Origin of the sequence: Bacillus sp. NPDC094077 (genome assembly GCF_050279465.1) — a bacterium.
Classification (GTDB): Bacteria; Bacillota; Bacilli; order Bacillales; family Bacillaceae_G; genus Bacillus_A.
Map to the genome: position 1 here is coordinate 24,825 of NZ_JBNNUF010000023.1, position 22,530 is coordinate 47,354.

The 22,530-nt window shown below is 40.8% G+C and carries 34 protein-coding genes and 1 pseudogene; all 35 read left to right on the forward strand.

What is annotated here, in order from left to right:
• Positions 1-35 precede the first annotated feature (35 nt).
• Positions 36-3,647 (forward strand): DNA-directed RNA polymerase subunit beta', encoded by a 3,612-nt coding sequence (gene rpoC, locus ACQKNR_RS27160; protein ID WP_427322232.1) that lies wholly within the window; start codon positions 36-38, stop codon positions 3,645-3,647.
• A 113-nt stretch (positions 3,648-3,760) separates the two neighbouring features.
• Positions 3,761-4,009, forward strand: a complete 249-nt coding sequence (locus ACQKNR_RS27165; protein WP_097949121.1) for a ribosomal L7Ae/L30e/S12e/Gadd45 family protein — start codon at positions 3,761-3,763, stop codon at positions 4,007-4,009.
• A gap of 114 nt (positions 4,010-4,123) precedes the next feature.
• Entirely contained in the window at positions 4,124-4,546 is a 423-nt protein-coding gene (gene rpsL, locus ACQKNR_RS27170; protein ID WP_001142341.1) for a 30S ribosomal protein S12, read from the forward strand.
• A 29-nt stretch (positions 4,547-4,575) separates the two neighbouring features.
• Positions 4,576-5,046, forward strand: a complete 471-nt coding sequence (rpsG, locus tag ACQKNR_RS27175) for a 30S ribosomal protein S7 (protein ID WP_001137491.1) — start codon at positions 4,576-4,578, stop codon at positions 5,044-5,046.
• Between the two features lie 208 nt (positions 5,047-5,254).
• Positions 5,255-7,333: an elongation factor G gene (gene fusA / locus ACQKNR_RS27180; RefSeq protein WP_427322235.1), complete on the forward strand. Its 2,079-nt coding sequence runs from the start codon at positions 5,255-5,257 to the stop codon at positions 7,331-7,333.
• A 117-nt stretch (positions 7,334-7,450) separates the two neighbouring features.
• Entirely contained in the window at positions 7,451-8,638 is a 1,188-nt protein-coding gene (gene tuf / locus ACQKNR_RS27185) for an elongation factor Tu (protein WP_001029614.1), read from the forward strand.
• Between the two features lie 399 nt (positions 8,639-9,037).
• Positions 9,038-9,346, forward strand: a complete 309-nt coding sequence (rpsJ, locus tag ACQKNR_RS27190; RefSeq protein ID WP_001040596.1) for a 30S ribosomal protein S10 — start codon at positions 9,038-9,040, stop codon at positions 9,344-9,346.
• A 34-nt stretch (positions 9,347-9,380) separates the two neighbouring features.
• The gene (rplC, locus tag ACQKNR_RS27195; protein WP_000160207.1) at positions 9,381-10,013 is read left to right on the forward strand and encodes a 50S ribosomal protein L3; all 633 of its coding nucleotides are present in this window, start codon (positions 9,381-9,383) and stop codon (positions 10,011-10,013) included.
• 25 nt (positions 10,014-10,038) lie between these two features.
• On the forward strand, positions 10,039-10,662 hold the full coding sequence (gene rplD / locus ACQKNR_RS27200; RefSeq protein ID WP_001127261.1) for a 50S ribosomal protein L4: 624 nt from the start codon (positions 10,039-10,041) through the stop codon (positions 10,660-10,662).
• A complete protein-coding gene (rplW, locus tag ACQKNR_RS27205) occupies positions 10,662-10,952 on the forward strand; it encodes a 50S ribosomal protein L23 (RefSeq protein WP_001205558.1) in 291 nt (96 codons plus the stop codon). Before rplD ends, rplW begins: the two co-directional genes overlap by 1 nt.
• A 28-nt stretch (positions 10,953-10,980) precedes the next feature.
• Positions 10,981-11,811: a 50S ribosomal protein L2 gene (rplB, locus tag ACQKNR_RS27210; protein WP_042981372.1), complete on the forward strand. Its 831-nt coding sequence runs from the start codon at positions 10,981-10,983 to the stop codon at positions 11,809-11,811.
• A gap of 60 nt (positions 11,812-11,871) precedes the next feature.
• Positions 11,872-12,150 carry a 30S ribosomal protein S19 gene (gene rpsS, locus ACQKNR_RS27215; RefSeq protein WP_000124452.1) on the forward strand — a complete coding sequence of 93 codons (279 nt, stop codon included), beginning with the start codon at positions 11,872-11,874 and terminating at the stop codon, positions 12,148-12,150.
• A 17-nt stretch (positions 12,151-12,167) separates the two neighbouring features.
• Positions 12,168-12,509, forward strand: a complete 342-nt coding sequence (rplV, locus tag ACQKNR_RS27220; protein ID WP_001148024.1) for a 50S ribosomal protein L22 — start codon at positions 12,168-12,170, stop codon at positions 12,507-12,509.
• A gap of 3 nt (positions 12,510-12,512) precedes the next feature.
• Complete coding sequence (gene rpsC, locus ACQKNR_RS27225) at positions 12,513-13,172, forward strand: 30S ribosomal protein S3 (RefSeq protein WP_000529958.1); 660 nt, start codon at positions 12,513-12,515, stop codon at positions 13,170-13,172.
• A gap of 1 nt (position 13,173) precedes the next feature.
• Positions 13,174-13,608, forward strand: a complete 435-nt coding sequence (rplP, locus tag ACQKNR_RS27230) for a 50S ribosomal protein L16 (RefSeq protein WP_000928969.1) — start codon at positions 13,174-13,176, stop codon at positions 13,606-13,608.
• A complete protein-coding gene (rpmC, locus tag ACQKNR_RS27235) occupies positions 13,598-13,798 on the forward strand; it encodes a 50S ribosomal protein L29 (RefSeq protein ID WP_000855718.1) in 201 nt (66 codons plus the stop codon). The genes rplP and rpmC overlap by 11 nt, the downstream gene beginning before the upstream one ends.
• Before the next feature lie 20 nt (positions 13,799-13,818).
• Positions 13,819-14,082, forward strand: a complete 264-nt coding sequence (rpsQ, locus tag ACQKNR_RS27240; RefSeq protein ID WP_000004106.1) for a 30S ribosomal protein S17 — start codon at positions 13,819-13,821, stop codon at positions 14,080-14,082.
• 43 nt (positions 14,083-14,125) lie between these two features.
• The gene (gene rplN / locus ACQKNR_RS27245) at positions 14,126-14,494 is read left to right on the forward strand and encodes a 50S ribosomal protein L14 (RefSeq protein WP_000615912.1); all 369 of its coding nucleotides are present in this window, start codon (positions 14,126-14,128) and stop codon (positions 14,492-14,494) included.
• 38 nt (positions 14,495-14,532) lie between these two features.
• Complete coding sequence (gene rplX, locus ACQKNR_RS27250) at positions 14,533-14,844, forward strand: 50S ribosomal protein L24 (RefSeq protein WP_000558200.1); 312 nt, start codon at positions 14,533-14,535, stop codon at positions 14,842-14,844.
• Positions 14,845-14,870: 26 nt separating this feature from the next.
• Positions 14,871-15,410 carry a 50S ribosomal protein L5 gene (gene rplE / locus ACQKNR_RS27255; protein ID WP_001080829.1) on the forward strand — a complete coding sequence of 180 codons (540 nt, stop codon included), beginning with the start codon at positions 14,871-14,873 and terminating at the stop codon, positions 15,408-15,410.
• A 33-nt stretch (positions 15,411-15,443) separates the two neighbouring features.
• Positions 15,444-15,629 carry a 30S ribosomal protein S14 gene (gene rpsN / locus ACQKNR_RS27260; protein ID WP_001085700.1) on the forward strand — a complete coding sequence of 62 codons (186 nt, stop codon included), beginning with the start codon at positions 15,444-15,446 and terminating at the stop codon, positions 15,627-15,629.
• A gap of 29 nt (positions 15,630-15,658) precedes the next feature.
• Positions 15,659-16,057, forward strand: coding sequence for a 30S ribosomal protein S8 (gene rpsH / locus ACQKNR_RS27265; protein ID WP_000245511.1), 399 nt, complete (start codon positions 15,659-15,661; stop codon positions 16,055-16,057).
• A gap of 32 nt (positions 16,058-16,089) precedes the next feature.
• Positions 16,090-16,629, forward strand: a complete 540-nt coding sequence (gene rplF, locus ACQKNR_RS27270; RefSeq protein WP_000086556.1) for a 50S ribosomal protein L6 — start codon at positions 16,090-16,092, stop codon at positions 16,627-16,629.
• A gap of 33 nt (positions 16,630-16,662) precedes the next feature.
• A complete protein-coding gene (rplR, locus tag ACQKNR_RS27275; protein WP_033677166.1) occupies positions 16,663-17,025 on the forward strand; it encodes a 50S ribosomal protein L18 in 363 nt (120 codons plus the stop codon).
• A 21-nt stretch (positions 17,026-17,046) separates the two neighbouring features.
• Positions 17,047-17,547: a 30S ribosomal protein S5 gene (rpsE, locus tag ACQKNR_RS27280; protein ID WP_000554646.1), complete on the forward strand. Its 501-nt coding sequence runs from the start codon at positions 17,047-17,049 to the stop codon at positions 17,545-17,547.
• Positions 17,548-17,560: 13 nt separating this feature from the next.
• Complete coding sequence (rpmD, locus tag ACQKNR_RS27285) at positions 17,561-17,743, forward strand: 50S ribosomal protein L30 (protein ID WP_001085231.1); 183 nt, start codon at positions 17,561-17,563, stop codon at positions 17,741-17,743.
• A 33-nt stretch (positions 17,744-17,776) separates the two neighbouring features.
• The gene (gene rplO / locus ACQKNR_RS27290; RefSeq protein WP_000766081.1) at positions 17,777-18,217 is read left to right on the forward strand and encodes a 50S ribosomal protein L15; all 441 of its coding nucleotides are present in this window, start codon (positions 17,777-17,779) and stop codon (positions 18,215-18,217) included.
• Positions 18,217-19,518, forward strand: a complete 1,302-nt coding sequence (gene secY, locus ACQKNR_RS27295) for a preprotein translocase subunit SecY (RefSeq protein ID WP_000490117.1) — start codon at positions 18,217-18,219, stop codon at positions 19,516-19,518. The genes rplO and secY overlap by 1 nt, the downstream gene beginning before the upstream one ends.
• A 56-nt stretch (positions 19,519-19,574) precedes the next feature.
• Positions 19,575-20,225 (forward strand): adenylate kinase, encoded by a 651-nt coding sequence (locus ACQKNR_RS27300; RefSeq protein WP_001048996.1) that lies wholly within the window; start codon positions 19,575-19,577, stop codon positions 20,223-20,225.
• Positions 20,225-20,971, forward strand: coding sequence for a type I methionyl aminopeptidase (gene map / locus ACQKNR_RS27305; RefSeq protein ID WP_000582539.1), 747 nt, complete (start codon positions 20,225-20,227; stop codon positions 20,969-20,971). Before ACQKNR_RS27300 ends, map begins: the two co-directional genes overlap by 1 nt.
• A 68-nt stretch (positions 20,972-21,039) precedes the next feature.
• Entirely contained in the window at positions 21,040-21,258 is a 219-nt protein-coding gene (gene infA / locus ACQKNR_RS27310; RefSeq protein WP_001029884.1) for a translation initiation factor IF-1, read from the forward strand.
• A gap of 35 nt (positions 21,259-21,293) precedes the next feature.
• Positions 21,294-21,407, forward strand: coding sequence for a 50S ribosomal protein L36 (rpmJ, locus tag ACQKNR_RS27315; protein WP_000868344.1), 114 nt, complete (start codon positions 21,294-21,296; stop codon positions 21,405-21,407).
• Between the two features lie 21 nt (positions 21,408-21,428).
• Entirely contained in the window at positions 21,429-21,794 is a 366-nt protein-coding gene (gene rpsM / locus ACQKNR_RS27320; RefSeq protein WP_000090789.1) for a 30S ribosomal protein S13, read from the forward strand.
• A 24-nt stretch (positions 21,795-21,818) separates the two neighbouring features.
• Positions 21,819-22,208, forward strand: a complete 390-nt coding sequence (gene rpsK / locus ACQKNR_RS27325) for a 30S ribosomal protein S11 (protein WP_000101799.1) — start codon at positions 21,819-21,821, stop codon at positions 22,206-22,208.
• A 181-nt stretch (positions 22,209-22,389) separates the two neighbouring features.
• Positions 22,390-22,530 (forward strand): annotated as a pseudogene (locus ACQKNR_RS27330) (hypothetical protein); the annotation flags it as partial.

Genomic DNA, 22,530 nt, shown 5'->3' on the forward strand with positions numbered 1-22,530 from the left:
GGGATAACCTGTAGACTAAAAGGGAGGTAGGCCCCTTGATAGATGTAAATAACTTTGAATATATGAAGATTGGACTTGCTTCACCTGACAAGATTCGTTCTTGGTCATACGGTGAAGTTAAGAAACCAGAAACAATTAACTATCGTACGTTAAAGCCTGAAAAAGATGGCTTGTTCTGTGAACGTATTTTCGGACCACAAAAGGACTGGGAATGTCATTGCGGAAAATACAAACGTGTACGTTATAAAGGTGTAGTTTGTGATCGATGTGGCGTTGAAGTAACGCGTGCAAAAGTTCGTCGTGAACGTATGGGTCATATCGAATTAGCTGCTCCTGTATCTCATATTTGGTATTTCAAAGGTATCCCGAGCCGCATGGGACTTGTCTTAGACATGTCCCCTCGCGCGCTTGAAGAAGTAATTTATTTCGCTTCTTATGTTGTAACAGAAAGTGGAGATACACCACTTGATAAGAAGCAATTACTTTCTGAAAAAGAATACCGTGCATATCGTGATCGATATGGTAGCACATTCCAAGCTGCTATGGGTGCAGAAGCGATTAAAAAGCTACTACAAGATATCGATTTAGATAAAGAAGTAGACTTCTTAAAAGAAGAATTAAAAACAGCACAAGGACAACGCCGTACTCGTGCTATTAAACGTCTAGAAGTATTAGAAGCATTCCGTAACTCTGGAAATGAACCATCTTGGATGATCTTAGATGTTCTACCAGTTATCCCACCAGAACTACGCCCGATGGTACAGTTAGATGGTGGACGTTTTGCTACTTCTGACTTAAACGACTTATATCGTCGTGTAATTAACCGTAACAACCGTTTAAAACGTCTATTGGACTTAGGTGCTCCTAGCATCATCGTTCAAAACGAAAAACGTATGTTACAAGAAGCTGTAGACGCATTAATCGATAATGGTCGTCGTGGCCGTCCAGTTACTGGACCAGGTAACCGTCCATTGAAATCACTATCTCACATGCTTAAAGGTAAACAAGGACGTTTCCGTCAAAACTTATTAGGTAAACGTGTTGACTACTCTGGTCGTTCTGTAATCGTTGTAGGACCGAACTTAAAGATGTACCAATGTGGATTACCGAAAGAAATGGCGCTTGAACTGTTCAAACCTTTCGTTATGAAAGAGTTAGTTGAAAAAGGATTAGCACACAACATTAAGAGTGCGAAACGTAAAATCGAGCGTGTACAACCTGAAGTTTGGGACGTTTTAGAATCTGTGATTAAAGAACATCCAGTACTTCTAAACCGCGCACCAACGCTTCACCGTCTTGGTATCCAGGCGTTTGAACCTACATTAGTGGAAGGTCGCGCAATCCGTCTTCATCCACTTGTATGTACTGCATACAATGCTGACTTTGACGGTGACCAAATGGCGGTTCACGTTCCGTTATCATCAGAGGCACAAGCTGAAGCACGTCTTCTTATGTTAGCGGCACAAAACATCTTGAATCCAAAAGACGGAAAACCAGTTGTTACTCCATCTCAGGATATGGTATTAGGTAACTATTACTTAACACTTGAGCGTGAAGGTGCAATCGGTGAAGGTATGGTCTTCAAAGATGCAAACGAAGCATTACTTGCATATCAAAATGGATATGTACATCTTCATACACGTGTTGCAGTTGCTGCAAGTGCAGTAAACAATGCAACATTTACTGAAGAGCAAAAAAGCATGCTTCTATTAACAACAGTTGGTAAATTAATATTTAACGAAATCTTACCAGAGTCGTTCCCTTATATTAATGAACCAACAAACTCAAACCTTGAAAAAGAAACACCAGCGAAATATTTCGTTGAAAAAGGTGCGAACATTAAAGAAATTATTGCTAGTCGCGAAGAAGTGGCGCCATTCAGCAAGAAAATCCTTGGTAACATCATTGCGGAAGTGTTCAAACGTTTCAAAATTACAGAAACATCTCGCATGCTTGACCGTATGAAAAACTTAGGATTTAAATACTCTACAAAAGCTGGTATTACAGTTGGGGTAGCTGACATCCTTGTATTAGGCGAAAAAGATGAAATTCTCCACGAAGCGCAAGCAAAAGTAGATAATGTAATTAAACAATTCCGTCGCGGTTTAATCACGGAAGAAGAACGTTACGATCGCGTTATTTCTATTTGGAGTAATGCAAAAGATGTTATCCAAGGAAAACTGATGAAATCCTTGAATAAACGCAACCCAATCTTCATGATGAGTGATTCCGGTGCCCGTGGTAACGCATCGAACTTTACTCAGCTTGCTGGTATGCGTGGTCTGATGGCCAATCCATCTGGTCGTATCATCGAACTTCCAATCAAATCAAGTTTCCGTGAAGGTTTAACAGTACTTGAGTACTTCATCTCTACGCATGGTGCGCGTAAAGGTCTTGCCGATACAGCACTTAAAACTGCCGATTCTGGTTACTTAACACGTCGTCTTGTTGACGTTGCACAAGATGTAATCGTTCGTGAAGATGATTGTGGAACAGATCGTGGTTTACTAATTGGTGCGATTAAAGAGGGTAATGAAGTTATTGAGTCATTATATGATCGTCTTGTTGGGCGTTTTGCAAGAAAAACTGTAAAACATCCTGAAACAGGTGAAGTATTAGTTGCTGAAAATCAATTAATTACTGAAGATATCGCTCATATCGTTGAAAATTCGGGTGTTGAAACTGTAAACATTCGTTCAGCGTTTACGTGTAACACTCGCCATGGTGTATGTAAGAAGTGTTATGGTCGTAACTTAGCAACTGGTACAGACGTAGAAGTAGGAGAAGCGGTAGGTATTATCGCAGCTCAATCTATCGGTGAGCCAGGTACACAGTTAACGATGCGTACATTCCATACAGGTGGGGTTGCCGGAGATGATATCACACAAGGTTTACCTCGTATCCAAGAGATCTTCGAAGCTCGTAATCCGAAAGGTCAGGCAGTTATCAGTGAAATCGACGGTGTTATCGCAGCGATCAACGATGTTAAAGATCGCCAAGAAGTAGTTGTACAGGGTGAAGTAGAAGCTCGTACGTATGCTATTCCTTACGGTGCTCGTCTGAAAGTAACTCTAGGACAGTCAATTAGCCACGGTAAAGAGTTAACAGAAGGTTCTATTGATCCGAAAGAATTACTAAAAGTAACGGACATTACAGCAGTTCAAGAATACTTATTACGTGAAGTTCAAAAAGTATACCGTATGCAAGGGGTAGAAATTGGTGACAAACACGTAGAAGTAATGGTACGTCAAATGCTACGTAAAGTTCGTGTAAGTGATGCCGGTGAAACAGATGTACTACCAGGAACGTTACTAGATATCCATCAGTTTACTGATGCGAATGCGAAGGTGTTACTGCAAGGTAAACAACCAGCAACAGCTAGACCTGTTCTACTTGGTATTACAAAAGCTTCACTTGAAACAGATTCATTCTTATCTGCCGCATCGTTCCAAGAAACAACTCGTGTCTTAACTGATGCAGCAATTAAGGGTAAACGCGATGAACTTCTAGGATTGAAAGAAAATGTTATTATCGGTAAACTTGTTCCTGCTGGAACAGGTATGAATCGTTATCGCAAAGTGGATCTTGTAAAAACAACACAAGATGACATGAATGTAGAAAACGATGAAGTTTATGTGGAACAGTAAAATTTTCCGTCGTAAATTTTGTATAAAAACAGCTAATCCTAGTTGACATTGTATGAGTCAAAATGTTACTATAAGCAAGGTTGCTCCTGAACGATGCTTTGGAGGATATTTATATGTCTTATCAAAAAGTGTCAAATGCTGAAAATGTAGTCGTTGGTCATAAACGCACATTGGAGGCAATCAAAAATGGTATAGTTAAAGAAGTTGTCATTGCGGAAGATGCTGATATGCGGTTAACCCATATTATCATTCGTACTGCCCTGCAACATAACATACCCATAACCAAAGTTGAATCAGTTCGTAAGCTTGGAAAAGTTTCGGGGATTCAAGTGGGAGCTTCAGCAATAGGAATAATAAGTTAAAACTGTTTTTGTGAGGAGAGAGCATTTGCTCTCCCTTGCAAAAACTTTGTTTTCAACTAATAATGAACCACCTGGATATGTGGTCATACAAACATGCGAAGGGAGGATAATCAAATGCCTACTATTAACCAATTAGTGAGAAATGGTCGTACTGATAAAGTATGGAAATCTAAATCACCTGCGTTAAACAAAGGGTTCAACTCTTTAAAGAAAAAATCAACTGATATCTCTGCACCTCAAAAACGTGGTGTATGTACTCGTGTTGGTACAATGACTCCAAAGAAACCTAACTCAGCGTTACGTAAATACGCTCGTGTACGTTTAACAAACGGTATCGAGGTTACAGCTTACATCCCAGGTATCGGTCATAACCTACAAGAGCATAGCGTAGTATTAATTCGCGGTGGTCGTGTAAAGGATTTACCGGGGGTACGTTACCACATCGTTCGTGGTGCGCTTGACACAGCTGGTGTTGACAAACGTATGCAAGGACGTTCTAAATATGGTACTAAGCGACCAAAACCTGCTAAAAAATAATAATTTTAAAATGAAAGGAGGAACTCAATATGCCTCGTAAAGGACCTGTTGCGAAACGTGACGTGTTACCAGATCCAATGTACAATTCGAAGCTAGTAACACGCCTTATCAACAAAATGATGGTTGACGGTAAAAAAGGTAAATCTCAAACAATTCTTTATAATGCGTTCGATATCGTAAACGAACGTACTGGTAAAGAGCCAATGGAAGTATTCGAGCAAGCTCTTAAGAACATTATGCCTGTTCTTGAAGTACGCGCTCGTCGTGTTGGTGGTGCTAACTACCAAGTTCCAGTTGAGGTTCGTCCAGAACGCCGTACAACTTTAGGTCTTCGTTGGTTAGTAAACTACGCTCGTCTTCGTGGTGAAAAAACTATGGAAGAGCGTCTTGCTAACGAAATCTTAGATGCAGCTAACAACGCTGGTGCATCTGTTAAGAAACGTGAAGACACTCATAAAATGGCAGAAGCTAACAAAGCATTTGCTCATTACCGTTGGTAGGATTCAACGTAAAATAAATGTAAGCATAAACCGCTTTATTTGTCGCTTATGGAAGTGTGGAGAGGGAGAATGCCTCTCCCTTTCGTTGGGCGCTCGTTTTACATAATGAGGGTACTGGACATACTGACATGTGTAACAATATAAAGTGGCTTTTTTGCTACTTAAAATAAAAAAATCCAATCCATATATGGAAGGAGCAAGACACCAAATGGGAAGAGAGTTCTCTTTAGAAAACACTCGTAATATTGGTATCATGGCTCACATCGATGCTGGTAAAACAACAGCTACTGAGCGTATTCTGTACTACACAGGACGTATTCATAAAATCGGTGAAACTCACGAAGGTGCATCTCAGATGGACTGGATGGAGCAAGAGCAAGAGCGTGGTATCACAATTACTTCTGCTGCAACTACAGCACAATGGAAAGGTCACCGTGTAAACATCATTGACACTCCAGGTCACGTAGACTTCACAGTAGAAGTAGAACGTTCTTTACGCGTACTTGATGGCGCGGTAGCAGTACTTGATGCACAATCTGGTGTTGAACCACAAACAGAAACTGTTTGGCGTCAGGCTACTACTTATGGCGTACCTCGTATCGTATTCGTTAACAAAATGGATAAGATTGGTGCGGACTTCTTATACTCTGTAGGAACAATCCATGATCGTTTACAAGCAAACGCACATCCAATTCAGTTACCAATCGGTGCTGAAGATGAGTTCAATGGTATCATTGACCTTGTTGAAGAATGTGCTTACATGTACGGTAACGATTTAGGAACAGACATTCAACGTGTTGAAATTCCTGAAGAGCACAAAGAATTAGCTGAAGAATACCGTGGAAAACTTATTGAAGCGGTAGCTGAGCTTGATGAAGAAATGATGATGAAGTACCTAGAAGGTGAAGAAATCACTGTAGAAGAGCTTAAAGCTGGTATCCGTAAGGCTACAACTTCTGTAGAATTCTTCCCAGTAATCTGTGGTTCTGCATTCAAAAACAAAGGTGTTCAAATTCTGTTAGACGCAGTTATCGACTACCTACCATCTCCATTAGACGTACCTGCTATTAAAGGTATCGTTCCTGATACAGATGAAGAAGTAGAACGTAAGTCTAGCGATGAAGAACCATTCGCAGCTCTAGCATTCAAAATCATGACTGACCCTTATGTTGGTAAGTTAACGTTCTTCCGTGTGTACTCTGGTGTGTTAAACTCTGGATCATACGTGAAAAACTCAACTAAAGGTAAGCGTGAGCGTGTAGGTCGTATCCTACAAATGCACGCTAACAGCCGTGAAGAGATCTCAACAGTTTACGCTGGTGACATCGCTGCTGCTGTAGGTTTAAAAGATACTACTACTGGTGATACTCTTTGTGACGAGAAGAGCCTTGTTATCCTTGAGTCTATGGAATTCCCAGAACCAGTTATCTCTGTAGCTATCGAACCAAAATCTAAAGCTGACCAAGATAAAATGGGTACAGCATTATCTAAGCTTTCTGAAGAAGATCCAACATTCCGTGCTCACACTGACCAAGAAACTGGCCAAACAATCATCGCTGGTATGGGTGAACTTCACCTTGATATCATCGTTGACCGTATGCGCCGTGAATTCAAAGTTGAAGCAAACGTTGGTGCTCCTCAGGTAGCATACCGTGAGACTTTCCGCGCTGCTGCGAAAGTTGAAGGTAAGTTCGCTCGTCAATCTGGTGGTCGTGGACAATTCGGTCACGTTTGGATTGAGTTTGAACCTAACGAAGAAGGTAAAGGATTCGAATTCGAAAACAAGATCGTCGGTGGTGTAGTTCCACGTGAATACATCCCAGCTGTTGGAGCAGGTCTTGAAGATGCACTTAAAAATGGTGTACTAGCTGGTTATCCACTAGTTGACATTAAAGCTGCATTAGTTGACGGATCTTACCATGATGTTGACTCCTCTGAGATGGCGTTCAAAATCGCTGCATCTATGGCGCTTAAAGCTGCGGTTTCTAAATGTAGCCCAGTAATTCTTGAGCCAATGATGAAAGTTGAAGTTGTAATTCCTGAAGAGTACATGGGTGACATTATGGGTGACGTAACATCTCGTCGTGGACGTGTAGAAGGTATGGAAGCTCGCGGTAACGCACAAGTTGTTCGCGCTATGGTTCCACTTTCTGAAATGTTCGGTTATGCAACGTCATTACGTTCTAACACTCAAGGACGCGGAACATTCTCTATGGTGTTTGACCACTATGAAGAAGTACCAAAGTCTGTTTCTGAAGAAATTATCAAAAAAAATAAAGGTGAATAATTGATTTTTATCGATTGTTCAAGTATAACTACTTATGTAAGCTTAGAAAGTGGGGCGTAAGTTTCACTTTCTAGTCTAAATATAAAATAACCTATATAAACTAAGGAGGAATTTAGAATGGCTAAAGCTAAATTCGAACGTTCTAAACCCCATGTTAACATCGGTACAATCGGCCACGTTGACCATGGTAAAACTACATTAACTGCTGCGATCACTACAGTTCTTGCAAAAGCTGGTGGTGCTGAAGCACGCGGATACGATCAAATCGATGCTGCTCCAGAAGAAAGAGAGCGCGGTATCACAATCTCAACTGCACACGTTGAGTACGAAACTGAAACTCGTCACTATGCACACGTTGACTGCCCAGGTCACGCTGACTATGTTAAAAACATGATCACTGGTGCTGCTCAAATGGACGGCGGTATCTTAGTAGTATCTGCTGCTGATGGCCCAATGCCTCAAACACGTGAGCACATCCTTCTTTCTCGTCAAGTAGGTGTTCCTTACATCGTTGTATTCTTAAACAAATGCGACATGGTAGACGACGAAGAATTATTAGAATTAGTAGAAATGGAAGTTCGCGACCTATTATCTGAATACGGATTCCCAGGCGACGACATTCCTGTAATCAAAGGTTCTGCTCTTAAAGCTCTTCAAGGAGAAGCTGATTGGGAAGCAAAAATCATTGAATTAATGGCTGAAGTTGATGCTTACATCCCAACTCCAGAACGTGAAACTGACAAACCATTCTTAATGCCTGTAGAGGATGTATTCTCTATCACAGGTCGTGGTACAGTTGCTACTGGTCGTGTTGAGCGCGGTATCGTTAAAGTTGGTGACGTAGTAGAAATCATCGGTCTTGCTGAAGAAAATGCTTCTACAACTGTAACTGGTGTAGAGATGTTCCGTAAACTTCTTGACCAAGCTCAAGCTGGAGACAACATCGGTGCTTTACTTCGTGGGGTTGCTCGTGAAGACATCCAACGTGGACAAGTACTTGCAAAAAGCGGCTCTGTAAAAGCTCACGCTAAATTCAAAGCTGAAGTTTTCGTATTATCTAAAGAAGAAGGTGGACGTCACACTCCATTCTTCGCTAACTACCGTCCTCAGTTCTACTTCCGTACAACTGACGTAACTGGTATCATCCAATTACCAGAAGGTACTGAAATGGTAATGCCTGGTGATAACATCGAAATGACTATCGAACTTATCGCTCCAATCGCTATCGAAGAGGGAACTAAATTCTCTATTCGTGAAGGTGGACGTACAGTAGGTTACGGCGTAGTTGCTACTATCGTTGAGTAATCTTAACTGATATAAAAAAACCTAAGGGATTTTCCCTTAGGTTTTTTGTTTGTTTTTATATAATGAATAAGATTATATTTTTATATTTTGACGAGTTTCTTCTATAGTAATATGAAAACAACAAAATAGAATCCAGAAACTGTAAAATGAATTCTGTTAGATGAAAACTTGAAATTCTTTAAAGTGCCATGTATAATAGCAAAAGTAGAGAAAAGCAGATGCAATCAAAAAGATGCTTGCATCTAGACGAATAACATTGTATAATAGACAATGTTGGTCTTTGACTGCGATGAAGTGGAAGGTTGCTGACACACCCGGCCGCTTTGCCATGGCATGGTGTGGGGAAATTTCCATGGAGAAGGTCTATTTTAGAAATAGGCGAACGAAGGAGGGAAAATAATGGCAAAAGAAAAAATTCGTATCCGTTTAAAAGCTTACGATCACCGTATTCTTGATCAGTCAGCTGAGAAAATTGTAGAAACAGCTAAGCGTTCTGGGGCAACAGTTTCTGGTCCGATCCCATTACCAACTGAAAAAACTGTTTACACAATTCTTCGTGCTGTTCATAAGTACAAAGATTCTCGTGAGCAATTCGAAATGCGCACGCACAAACGTCTAATCGACATCGTGAGTCCTACTCCGCAAACAGTAGATTCATTAATGCGTTTAGACTTACCATCTGGTGTAGATATCGAAATCAAACTATAATTTATATAACTTAAAAATGTAGGAGGTGTAACTCATGACCAAAGGAATCTTAGGAAGAAAGATCGGTATGACTCAAGTATTTGCTGAGAACGGTGAGTTAATCCCAGTAACAGTTATCGCTGCTAATCCAAACGTTGTTCTTCAAAAGAAAACAACTGAAACTGATGGCTACAATGCAATCCAGTTAGGATTTGAAGATAAACGTGAAAAGTTAACTAACAAACCTGAACAAGGCCACACTGCTAAAGCATCTACAACTCCTAAGCGCTTCATTCGCGAAATCCGCGATGCAGACGTGGACGGATTAGAGGTTGGTCAAGAGGTAAAAGTTGATGTTTTCGCTACAGGTGAAATCGTTGACGTAACAGGAATTTCTAAAGGTAAAGGTTTCCAAGGTGTAATTAAACGCCACGGACAATCTCGCGGACCTATGTCTCATGGTTCTCGCTATCACCGTCGTCCAGGTTCAATGGGCCCAGTTGCTCCGAACCGTGTATTCAAAGGCAAAAAACTTGCTGGACGTATGGGTGGAGACCAAGTTACTATCCAAAACTTAGAAATCGTTCAAGTTGACACTGAGCGCAACTTATTACTAGTAAAAGGTAACGTTCCAGGTGCTAAGAAATCTCTTGTAGTTGTTCAAGGCGCTGTGAAGGTTAGCAAATAATTCACAATAGGAAGGAGGAATTCCAATGCCAAAAGTTACTGTATATAACCAAACTGGTTCACAGGTTGGTGAAATCGAATTAGCTGAAGCTATTTTCGGTATCGAACCAAATGAAGCTGTACTTTTCGAAGCTGTAATGATGCAACGTGCATCTTTACGTCAAGGTACACACAAAGTAAAAACTCGCTCTGAAGTTCGCGGTGGTGGTCGTAAACCATGGCGCCAAAAAGGAACTGGACGTGCTCGTCAAGGTTCTATCCGCTCTCCTCAATGGCGTGGTGGTGGTACGGTATTCGGACCTACACCAAGAAGCTATGCGTACAAACTTCCTAAGAAAGTTCGTCGTTTAGCAATCAAATCTGCATTAGCTACTAAAGTAGTTGAGAACAACATTGTAGTTCTTGAAGACCTAGTGTTAAATGCACCAAAAACAAAAGACATGGTAGCAGTACTTAAAGGATTAACTGTTGAGAAGAAAGCTCTTATCGTAACTGCTGATGCAAACGAATCTGTAGAGTTATCTGCTCGCAATATCCCTGGAGTAACAGTAATCACTGCTGATGGCGTAAACGTTTTAGACGTGCTTCATCATGATAAGCTAATCATGACAAAAGCGGCAGTGGAAAAAGTAGAGGAGGTGCTTGCATAATGAGAGATCCTCGTGATATCATTAAGCGCCCAGTTATCACTGAACGTTCTATGGAAATGATGGCTGAAAAAAAATACACGTTCGATGTGGACGTTAAATCTAATAAAACAGAAGTTAAAGATGCTCTTGAAGCGATCTTTGGTGTTAAAGTAGAAAAAGTGAACATCATGAACTACAAGCCGAAAGCAAAACGCGTTGGTCGTCACGCTGGTTTTACTAGCCGTCGTCGTAAAGCAATCGTTAAGCTAACTGCTGACAGCAAAGAAATCGAAATCTTCCAAGGCGTTTAATTCTTACTAAAGAAGGAGGGAAATTGAGATGGGAATTAAAAAGTATAATCCAACTACTAACGGTCGTCGTAACATGACTACGAATGATTTCGCTGAAATCACGACTGACAGACCCGAAAAGTCTTTACTTGCTCCTTTAAGCAAGAAGGCTGGTCGTAATAACCAAGGTAAAATTACTGTACGTCATCAAGGTGGCGGACATAAGCGTCAATACCGTATCATCGACTTTAAACGTAACAAAGATGGAATTCCAGGACGCGTTGCTACGATCGAATACGATCCAAACCGCTCTGCGAATATCGCATTAATTAACTACGTTGACGGTGAAAAACGTTACATCCTTGCTCCTAAAACTTTAGAAGTAGGTATGGAAGTTATGTCTGGCCCTGAAGCTGACATCAAAATCGGTAACGCATTACCATTAATCAACATTCCAGTAGGTACTGTTGTTCATAACATCGAGCTTAAGCCTGGTCGTGGCGGACAATTAGTTCGTTCTGCTGGTACATCTGCTCAAGTACTTGGTAAAGAAGGTAAATACGTACTTGTACGTTTAACTTCTGGTGAAGTACGTCTTGTATTATCTGCTTGTCGCGCTACAATCGGTCAAGTTGGTAATGAACAACACGAACTTATCAAAATCGGTAAAGCAGGTCGCTCTCGCTGGTTAGGTAAGCGCCCAACAGTTCGTGGTTCTGTAATGAACCCGGTTGATCACCCACACGGTGGTGGTGAAGGACGCTCTCCAATCGGACGTAAGTCTCCAATGTCTCCATGGGGTAAACCAACTCTTGGATTCAAGACTCGTAAGAAAAACAAAGCGTCTGATAAATTTATCGTTCGTCGTCGTAAAAAATAATGGGATTGTAGTACGGTTCATTTCTAGAACCGTACGCCAATCACGAAGGGAGGCACCAAAATGGCTCGTAGCTTAAAAAAAGGACCATTTGTCGATGATCACTTAATGAACAAAATGGAAAAATTAGTTGCATCTGAGCAAAAACAAGTTGTTAAAACTTGGTCTCGCCGTTCAACAATCTTCCCTCAGTTCATCGGGCACACAATCGCTGTATATGATGGTCGTAAACACGTACCTGTGTACATCACTGAGGATATGGTTGGCCATAAGTTAGGTGAATTTGCACCAACTCGTACGTATAAAGGTCACCTTGCTGACGATAAGAAAACTAGAAGATAATGAGAGGAGGCACTTCAATGCAAGCTAAAGCAGTAGCGAGAACAGTTCGTATTGCTCCTCGTAAAGTTCGTTTAGTAGTAGACTTAATCCGAGGTAAGCAAGTGGGTGAAGCGATTGCTATCCTTAACCACACACCAAAAACTGCTTCTCCAGTTGTAGAAAAAGTTTTAAAATCTGCAATCGCAAATGCAGAGCACAATTATGAAATGGACATTAACAACCTAGTTGTAGAAAAAGTTTTCGTTGACGAAGGTCCAACGTTGAAACGTTTCCGTCCACGTGCAATGGGTCGTGCAAGCCAAATTAACAAACGCACAAGCCACATCACAGTTGTGGTATCAGAAAAGAAGGAGGGATAATCGATGGGTCAAAAGGTTAATCCAATTGGTCTTCGTGTCGGTGTTATCCGTGACTGGGAATCTCGTTGGTTCGCTGAGAAAGATTACGCTACATTATTACATGAAGACATCAAAATCCGTGAGTACATTACTGTACGCTTAAAAGATTCTGCTGTTGCTAAAGTAGAAATCGAACGTGCAGCAAATCGTGTAAATGTTACAATTCACACTGCAAAACCTGGTATGGTAATTGGTAAAGGTGGTACTGAAGTTGAAGCACTTCGTAAAGCTCTTAACCAATTAACAGGCAAGCGTGTACACATCAACATTTTGGAAGTTAAGAGAGCTGATCTTAACGCTAAATTAGTAGGCGAAAACATTGCTCGTCAATTAGAAAACCGTGTATCATTCCGTCGTGCACAAAAGCAAGTTATTCAACGTGCTATGCGTGCAGGTGCTAAAGGTATTAAAACACAGGTTTCTGGTCGTCTTGGCGGAGCTGATATCGCTCGTGCAGAATCTTACAGTGAAGGAACTGTTCCACTTCATACACTTCGCGCTGATATTGACTATGCAGCAGTTGAAGCTGATACAACATACGGTAAATTAGGCGTAAAAGTATGGATCTACCGTGGAGAAGTCCTTCCTACAAAAAAGAAAGCTTCTGAGGAAGGAGGAAAATAATATGTTAATGCCAAAACGCGTAAAATATCGTAGAGAGCATCGTGGTAAAATGCGTGGTCGTGCAAAAGGTGGAACTGAAATTGCTTTCGGTGAATTCGGTTTACAAGCACAAGCTGCTTCATGGATTACAAACCGTCAAATCGAAGCTGCTCGTCGTGCAATGACTCGTTACATGAAACGTGGCGGTAAAGTATGGATTAAAATTTTCCCTTCTAAGCCTTACACTGCAAAACCTCTAGAAGTACGTATGGGTTCCGGTAAAGGGGCACCAGAAGGCTGGGTAGCAGTAGTAAAACCTGGGAAAATTATGTTCGAAATCGCGGGTGTATCTGAAGAGGTAGCACGCGAAGCATTACGTCTTGCAGCTCACAAGTTACCTGTGAAATGTAAATTCGTAAAACGTGAAGAAAATGGTGGTGAATCTAATGAAAACTAATGATATTCGTGAATTAACCACTGCCGAAATCGAAACAAAAGTTAAAGCTTTAAAGGAAGAGTTGTTTAATCTTCGCTTCCAACTTGCTACAGGACAATTAGAGAATCCAACTCGCATTCGTGAAGTGCGCAAAGCGATTGCTCGTATGAAAACTGTAGTTCGTGAAAGAGAGATCGGAATTAATCGATAAATTGAGGGGAGGTTTGCATAGTGAGCGAACGTAACCAACGCAAAGTTTATACTGGTCGTGTAGTGTCTGACAAAATGGACAAAACGATTACAGTTTTAGTTGAAACTTACAAAACTCATTCCTTGTACGGAAAACGTGTTAAGTATTCTAAGAAGTACAAAGCCCATGATGAGCAAAACCAAGCGAAACTTGGCGATATCGTAAAAATCATGGAAACTCGCCCGCTTTCTGCTACTAAGCGTTTCCGTTTAGTTGAAATCGTTGAAGAAGCGGTTATTATCTAAATAGACGAATCGGAATTTTTAGTCCGAAGGGAGGTTTCATAACATGATCCAACAAGAATCTCGTTTGAAAGTTGCTGACAACTCTGGTGCACGTGAACTTTTAACAATTAAAGTATTAGGCGGCTCTGGTCGTAAATATGCTAACATTGGTGATATTATCGTTGCTACGGTAAAACAAGCAACACCAGGTGGCGTTGTTAAAAAAGGTGACGTTGTTAAAGCAGTAGTAGTACGTACGAAGAGCGGAGCTCGTCGTCCGGACGGTTCTTATATCAAATTTGATGAAAACGCAGCGGTTATCATTAAAGACGATAAGAGCCCACGTGGTACTCGTATCTTCGGACCAGTAGCTCGTGAATTACGTGATAGCAACTTCATGAAGATCGTTTCTTTAGCTCCAGAAGTTCTATAATTTAAGGTATTGCCTTGCTAAGGAGGTGCAGAATTAAGATGCATGTAAAAAAAGGTGATAAAGTACAGGTAATCACTGGTAAAGACAAAGGAAAACAAGGCGTTATCCTTGTGGCTTTCCCAAAGCAAAACCGTGTTATCGTTGAGGGTGTTAACATCGTTAAGAAGCACTCTAAGCCATCTCAATTAAATCCACAAGGTGGAATTATTACTAAAGAAGCACCTATTCACGTTTCTAACGTTATGATTTTAGATCCGAAAACAGGTGAACCTACTCGTGTAGGCTTCAAAGTAGAAGATGGTAAAAAAGTTCGTATTGCAAAAAAATCTGGTGAATTATTAGATAAATAATTTTCTTAAGAAAGGAGGTCACTTCATTGAATCGCCTTAAAGAGAAGTTCCAAAAGGAAATTACTCCTGCTCTAGTGAGCAAGTTTAACTATAAATCTGTGATGGAAGTACCGAAAATCGAAAAGATCGTAATCAACACTGGTGTTGGTGACGCGGTATCTAACTCAAAAGCTTTAGACAATGCAGTAGAAGAATTAACACAAATCGCAGGTCAAAAACCTGTTGTAACTCGTGCTAAAAAATCAATCGCTGGTTTCCGTCTTCGTGAAGGTATGCCAATCGGTGCGAAAGTAACTTTACGCGGCGAGCAAATGTATGAGTTCTTCGACAAATTAGTATCAGTTTCTTTACCACGTGTACGTGATTTCCGTGGTGTTTCTAAGAAATCATTCGATGGTCGTGGAAACTATACATTAGGTGTTAAAGAGCAACTTATTTTCCCTGAGATTGATTATGATAAAGTAAGCAAAGTCCGCGGTATGGACATCGTAATCGTTACTACAGCGAAAACTGATGAAGAAGCTCGTGAACTTTTAACACAATTCGGTATGCCATTCCAAAAATAATGGAAGCCAACGCTAAGTAGAGGAGGCGAAAACGTGGCTAAAAAATCTATGATAGCGAAACAAAAGCGTACTCCTAAGTTTAAAGTACAAGAGTATACACGTTGCGAGCGCTGCGGTCGTCCGCATTCTGTATACCGCAAATTTAAACTTTGCCGTATTTGTTTCCGTGAACTTGCATATAAAGGTCAAATTCCTGGTGTTAAAAAAGCTAGTTGGTAAAACCCACAAATGGGAAGGAGGTAAAACACATGGTGATGACAGATCCAATTGCAGACATGCTTACTCGCATCCGTAATGCGAACATGGTACGTCATGAGAAATTAGAGGTTCCTGCTTCTAAAATCAAAAAAGAGATCGCTGAACTTTTAAAACGTGAAGGTTTCATTCGTGATGTAGAATACATCGAGGATAACAAACAAGGTATCCTTCGTATTTTCCTGAAATATGGTGCAAACAATGAACGTGTAATCACTGGATTAAAACGTATCAGTAAACCTGGCTTACGCGTTTACGCTAAAGCTGACGAAGTACCACGTGTACTTAACGGATTAGGTATCGCTCTTGTTTCTACATCTAAGGGAGTAATGACAGACAAAGATGCTCGTCAATTACAAACTGGTGGAGAAGTAGTAGCATACGTTTGGTAATATATATTTAAAACGAACGGAGGTGTGACCACATGTCTCGTATTGGTAAAAAGATTCTTGAAATCCCTGCAGGTGTTACTATTACAGTTGCAGAAGACAATACTGTAACAGTAAAAGGCCCTAAAGGTGAATTAACTCGTACTTTCAATGCTGATATGCTTATCAAAATTGAAGAGAATACATTAACAGTTGAGCGTCCATCTGAACAGAAGGAACACCGTGCATTACACGGTACAACTCGTGCTTTAATCGGAAACATGGTTGAAGGTGTAACTGCAGGTTTCGCACGCGGACTTGAATTAGTCGGTGTTGGTTACCGTGCCCAAAAACAAGGTGATAAACTTGTATTAAGCGTAGGTTATTCTCATCCAGTAGAAATGACTCCGGAAGCAGGTCTTGAAGTTGAAGTACCTGCACCAACTAAAATCGTAATCAAAGGTATCGACAAGCAACGTGTTGGCGAATTCGCTGCTAACATCCGCGCTGTCCGTGCTCCAGAGCCATATAAAGGCAAAGGTATTCGTTACGAAGGCGAAGTTGTTCGTCGTAAAGAAGGTAAAACTGCTAAGTAAACCCGTTAGGTGAGAGAAAGGAGTGACAAGAAAATGATCACTAAAGCTGATAAAAATGCGACTCGTAAGAAAAGACATGCACGTGTACGTGCTAAACTTACTGGTACTGCAGAACGTCCACGTTTAAACGTGTTCCGTTCTAACCAACATATTTACGCTCAAGTTATTGATGATGTAAATGGTGTAACGTTAGTAAGTGCATCTACTCTTGATAAAGACCTTGCTCTTAACGGTACTAGCAATGTTGAGGCTGCTACGAAAGTTGGAGAATCAGTTGCTAAGCGTGCTGTAGAGAAAGGCGTTAAAGAAGTAGTATTTGATCGCGGTGGTTACTTATACCATGGCCGTGTTAAAGCTCTAGCTGAAGCTGCTCGTGAGGCTGGATTACAATTTTAATGGTCAAAGGAGGGAAAATTGATGCATCGCATTGACCCAAGTAAATTAGAACTTGAAGAACGTGTAGTTACGATAAATCGTGTCGCGAAAGTTGTTAAGGGTGGTCGTCGTTTCCGCTTTGCTGCACTAGTTGTAGTTGGCGATAAAAACGGTCATGTTGGATTCGGTACTGGTAAAGCACAAGAGGTACCAGACGCAATTCGCAAAGCTATCGAAGACGCTAAGAAAAACTTAATCGCTGTACCATTAGTTGGTACAACAATTCCACACACAATCAACGGTCATTTTGGAGCTGGTGAAGTATTCTTAAAGCCTGCTGCTGAGGGTACTGGTGTTATTGCTGGTGGACCTGTTCGTGCGGTTCTTGAATTAGCTGGTGTACAAGATATTCTTTCGAAATCTCTTGGTTCTAACACACCAATCAACATGATTCGCGCTACTGTGAACGGATTAAGCGAACTTAAGCGCGCTGAAGATGTTGCAAAATTACGCGGTAAATCTGTAGAAGAGCTACTAGGTTAAGGAGGGAAAACAAATGGCGAAAAAGTTAGAAATTACCCTCACTCGTAGTGTAATTGGTCGTCCACAAGATCAACGTGCGACGGTAGAAGCTTTAGGTCTTAAAAAGTTGAATTCAACTGTAGTTAAGGAAGAAACTCCTGCTATTCTTGGTATGATCAACAAAGTTTCTCACCTTATAACTGTAAAAGAAGCTTAAGGATAACTCATTAATATAAGGAGGTGCCTGGGAATGAAACTTCATGAATTAAAACCTGCAGAAGGTTCTCGTAAAGTACGTAACCGTGTCGGTCGTGGTATCGGTTCTGGTAACGGTAAAACTGCTGGTAAAGGTCATAAAGGACAAAACGCACGTTCTGGTGGCGGTGTTCGTCTTGGCTTCGAAGGTGGTCAAACTCCATTATTCCGTCGTTTACCAAAACGCGGCTTCACAAACATTAACCGTAAAGAGTTTGCTATTGTAAACTTATCAACGTTAAATCGTTTTGAAGATGGTACAGAAGTAACACCTGAATTATTGCTGGAAACTGGCGTTATCAGCAAATTAAACGACGGTGTTAAAGTTCTTGCAAGCGGAGCAGTAGAGAAAAAACTAACTGTTAAAGCGCACAAGTTCTCTTCAAGTGCTAAAGAAGCAATTGAAGCAGCTGGCGGATCAGTTGAGGTGATCTAATGTTTCGTACAATCTCCAACTTTATGCGCGTTGCTGAGATAAGACGTAAAATATTATTCACTTTAGCGATGTTAATCGTATTCAGGATTGGCACGTTTATCCCCGTGCCATTTACAAATGGAGACGTACTGAAGGCACAAGATCAATTAAATGCTTTAGGTATTCTAAATACATTTGGCGGTGGAGCCTTGAAAAACTTCTCCATCTTTGCGATGGGAATCATGCCGTATATTACAGCATCCATCATCGTGCAATTATTGCAGATGGATGTTGTTCCTAAATTTTCGGAATGGTCGAAGCAAGGCGAAATGGGCCGTCGTAAATTAACGCAATTCACGCGTTACTTTACAATTGTTCTTGCGTTTATTCAGGGGTTTGGTATGTCAATCGGTTTTAACGGTATGGTAGGTGGACAATTAATTTTGAATCCAGGTTGGAGCACTTATTTATACATTGCTACGGTACTGACTGCTGGTACTGCATTTTTAATGTGGTTAGGTGAACAGATTACAGCTAAAGGTGTAGGTAATGGTATTTCCATCCTTATCTTTGGTGGTATTGCCGCAGCGATCCCAAGTGTTATATCTCAAGTGTATCAGCAACAGTTTCAAAATATCGGAGATCAATTGTTCATGAGTATCGTTAAAGTTGCATTGATTTTACTAGCTGTGCTAGCAGTTATTGTGGGTGTTATTTTCATTCAACAGGCTGTTAGAAAGATCCCAATTCAATATGCGAAGCGTGTAACAGGAGGAAATGGTGGTTATGCTGGAGCACAAAACACACATTTACCGCTTAAGGTAAATAGTGCTGGTGTTATTCCAGTAATTTTTGCTGTTTCATTCTTAATTACGCCTCCGACTATTGCACAGTTCTTCCCGAAACATGATGTATCGCAGTGGATTATTGCAAACTTTAACTATTCTCACCCAGTGGGAATGATCATATATGTTGCGCTCATTGTAGCCTTCACATATTTCTATGCATTTGTTCAGGTTAATCCAGAACAAATGTCAGAGAATCTAAACAAGCAAGGTGGATATGTTCCAGGTATTCGTCCGGGTAAGAATACGGAACAATATCTAACAAAAATCTTGTATCGTTTGACCTTTGTAGGATCAATTTTCCTAGCAGCGATTGCAATCTTACCAGTTATCTTTACGAAATTGGGAAATCTTCCTCCATCTGCACAGATCGGTGGAACGAGTATGTTAATCGTTGTCGGCGTTGCTTTAGAAACAATGAAGCAGCTAGAAAGCCAACTGGTAAAACGCCATTACAAAGGGTTTATCAAGCAGTGAGTAAGTGGGAAGAATGGTCTTCCCTACATGCTCATGTACTCTGAGGGGGAACAAGGATGAACTTAATTTTAATGGGGCTTCCTGGTGCTGGTAAAGGTACACAAGCCGAACAGATTGTTGCCAAGTATAACATCCCTCACATTTCGACAGGAGATATGTTCCGTGCAGCTATGAAGGCTGAAACTGAAATGGGTCTACAAGCAAAATCTTTTATTGATAAAGGTGCACTTGTTCCAGATGAAGTTACAATCGGAATCGTTCGTGAACGTTTAAGTCAAGAAGACTGCGTAAGAGGTTTCTTACTAGATGGTTTCCCACGAACTGTTGCACAAGCATCAGCTCTTGAAGAAATTATGAAAGATCTTGGCAAAAAAATCGACTATGTTTTAAACATTAATGTGGATTCAGGGTTGTTATTAAAACGCCTTACAGGCCGTCGCATTTGTAAAGAGTGCGGTGCGACTTACCACTTAGAGTTCAATCCACCAGCAAAAGCTGATGTGTGCGATAAATGTGGTGGCGAATTATATCAACGCTCTGATGACAATGAAGAAACTGTGGCAAATCGTTTAGATGTAAATATTAAGCAAACAAAACCTTTGCTTGATTTCTACGAGGAGCTTGGTTACTTACAAAGCATTAATGGTGAGCAAGATATCAATAAAGTATTTGCTGATATCGATGTTCTCATCGGAGGCTTAGCGTAATGATCATCTGCAAAACTCCTCGCGAGATAGAAATCATGCGAGAAGCTGGCAGGATCGTTGCTTTAACTCATCAAGAGTTGAAACAGCACATTACTCCAGGAATTACAACGAAAGAGCTCGATCAAATAGCGGAAAAGACGATTCAAAAATATGGTGCTACGCCATCTTTTAAAGGATACAACGGATTTCCGGGGAGCATATGTGCTTCTGTAAATGAAGAGCTTGTACACGGAATTCCAGGGAAGCGCAAGCTCAAAGAGGGCGATATCATCAGTATCGATATTGGTGCGAAATACAATGGGTACCATGGAGATTCTGCATGGACGTATCCAGTTGGAAACATTTCTGAATCTGTTCAAAAGCTACTTGATGTCACAGAAAAATCGTTGTATCTTGGTCTAGAACAAGTAAAACCAGGCGAGAGATTATCAAATATCTCACATGCGGTTCAAACCCATGCTGAAGAGAATGGATTCTCGATCGTTAGGGAGTATGTTGGTCACGGAATCGGGCAAGACTTACATGAGGACCCTCAAATCCCGCACTATGGTCCACCAAATAGAGGCCCTAGATTAAAGCCGGGAATGGTCATCTGTGTTGAGCCGATGGTGAATCAAGGAAGACGATATGTAAAAACACTATCTGATGACTGGACAGTGGTAACGGTAGATGGTAAATGGTGTGCCCATTTTGAGCACACGATTGCTCTTACAGAAGCAGGATACGAAATCCTTACCACTTTATAAGTAGCTGGCTCTCCGGGATTTCAGAGCAGTGTAAAATGTTACTGATTTGAAGAAGGGAGAACTATTGAATGGCTAAAGATGATGTAATTGAAGTCGAAGGTACCGTTCTTGAAACGTTGCCAAATGCTATGTTCAAAGTAGAATTAGAGAATGGGCATGTCGTATTGGCTCACGTTTCTGGTAAAATCCGTATGAACTTCATTCGTATTTTACCAGGAGACAAAGTTACGGTAGAATTATCTCCGTACGATTTAAATCGTGGTCGTATTACGTACCGTTTTAAATAATATAGCACTCCGTAATCTTTAAGGAGGTTCGAGACATGAAAGTAAGACCGTCAGTTAAACCAATCTGCGAAAAATGTAAAGTTATTCGTAGACGTGGAAAAGTAATGGTTATTTGTGAAAACCCTAAACATAAACAAAAACAAGGTTAATCAGAAGGAGGTGCATTCGGAATGGCACGTATCGCAGGTGTAGATATTCCTCGTGACAAACGCGTTGTTATTTCTTTAACTTACGTATTCGGCATTGGTCGCACAACTGCTGAAAAAATTCTTGCTGAAGCTGGTGTTTCTGAAGAAACACGAGTTCGTGATTTAACGGAAGACGAATTAGGACGTATCCGTGATATCATCGATCGTATTAAAGTTGAGGGAGACCTTCGTCGTGAAGTATCTCTTAACATCAAACGTCTAATGGAGATCGGTTCTTACCGTGGTCTTCGTCACCGTCGTGGTTTACCAGTTCGTGGTCAAAACTCTAAAAACAATGCTCGTACACGTAAAGGTCCACGTCGTACAGTAGCAAATAAAAAGAAATAATAAGTAAAGGAGGTTGAACTAACAATGGCACGTAAAACAAACACTCGTAAAAAACGTGTGAAAAAGAATATTGAAGCTGGTGTAGCTCATATTCGTTCTACTTTCAACAACACAATCGTAACACTTACAGATACTCACGGTAACGCACTTTCTTGGTCTAGTGCTGGTGCACTTGGTTTCCGTGGATCTCGTAAATCTACTCCATTCGCTGCGCAAATGGCTGCTGAAACTGCTGCTAAAGCTGCAATGGAGCACGGTTTAAAAACTTTAGAGGTTACTGTTAAAGGTCCTGGTGCTGGTCGTGAAGCTGCAATTCGTGCTCTTCAAGCTGCAGGTCTAGAAGTAACAGCAATTAGAGATGTTACTCCAGTTCCTCATAATGGATGTCGTCCACCAAAACGTCGTCGTGTGTAATTTTTCTGTATAGAATTTTCCCTTTTGTCTATAATGGATATGATGCATTATCGAGAAATTTCGTACAGAAACATCGCTTGTTGTGCACAATCGGGAACTGCCTAAGGGGGACTTTCGGTTAGACAGGGGGTTATACCTTTGTTTAACCGGGGTTTCGACGTTTTGAAGGAGGGTTTAGTTAATGATTGAAATCGAAAAGCCGAAAATCGAAACGGTTGAACTTAACGAAGATGCTAAATATGGTAAATTCGTAATTGAACCGCTTGAGCGTGGCAAAAAAACTTCGTACCATTTCATTTACAATAAAAAAAGACAGTTTAAA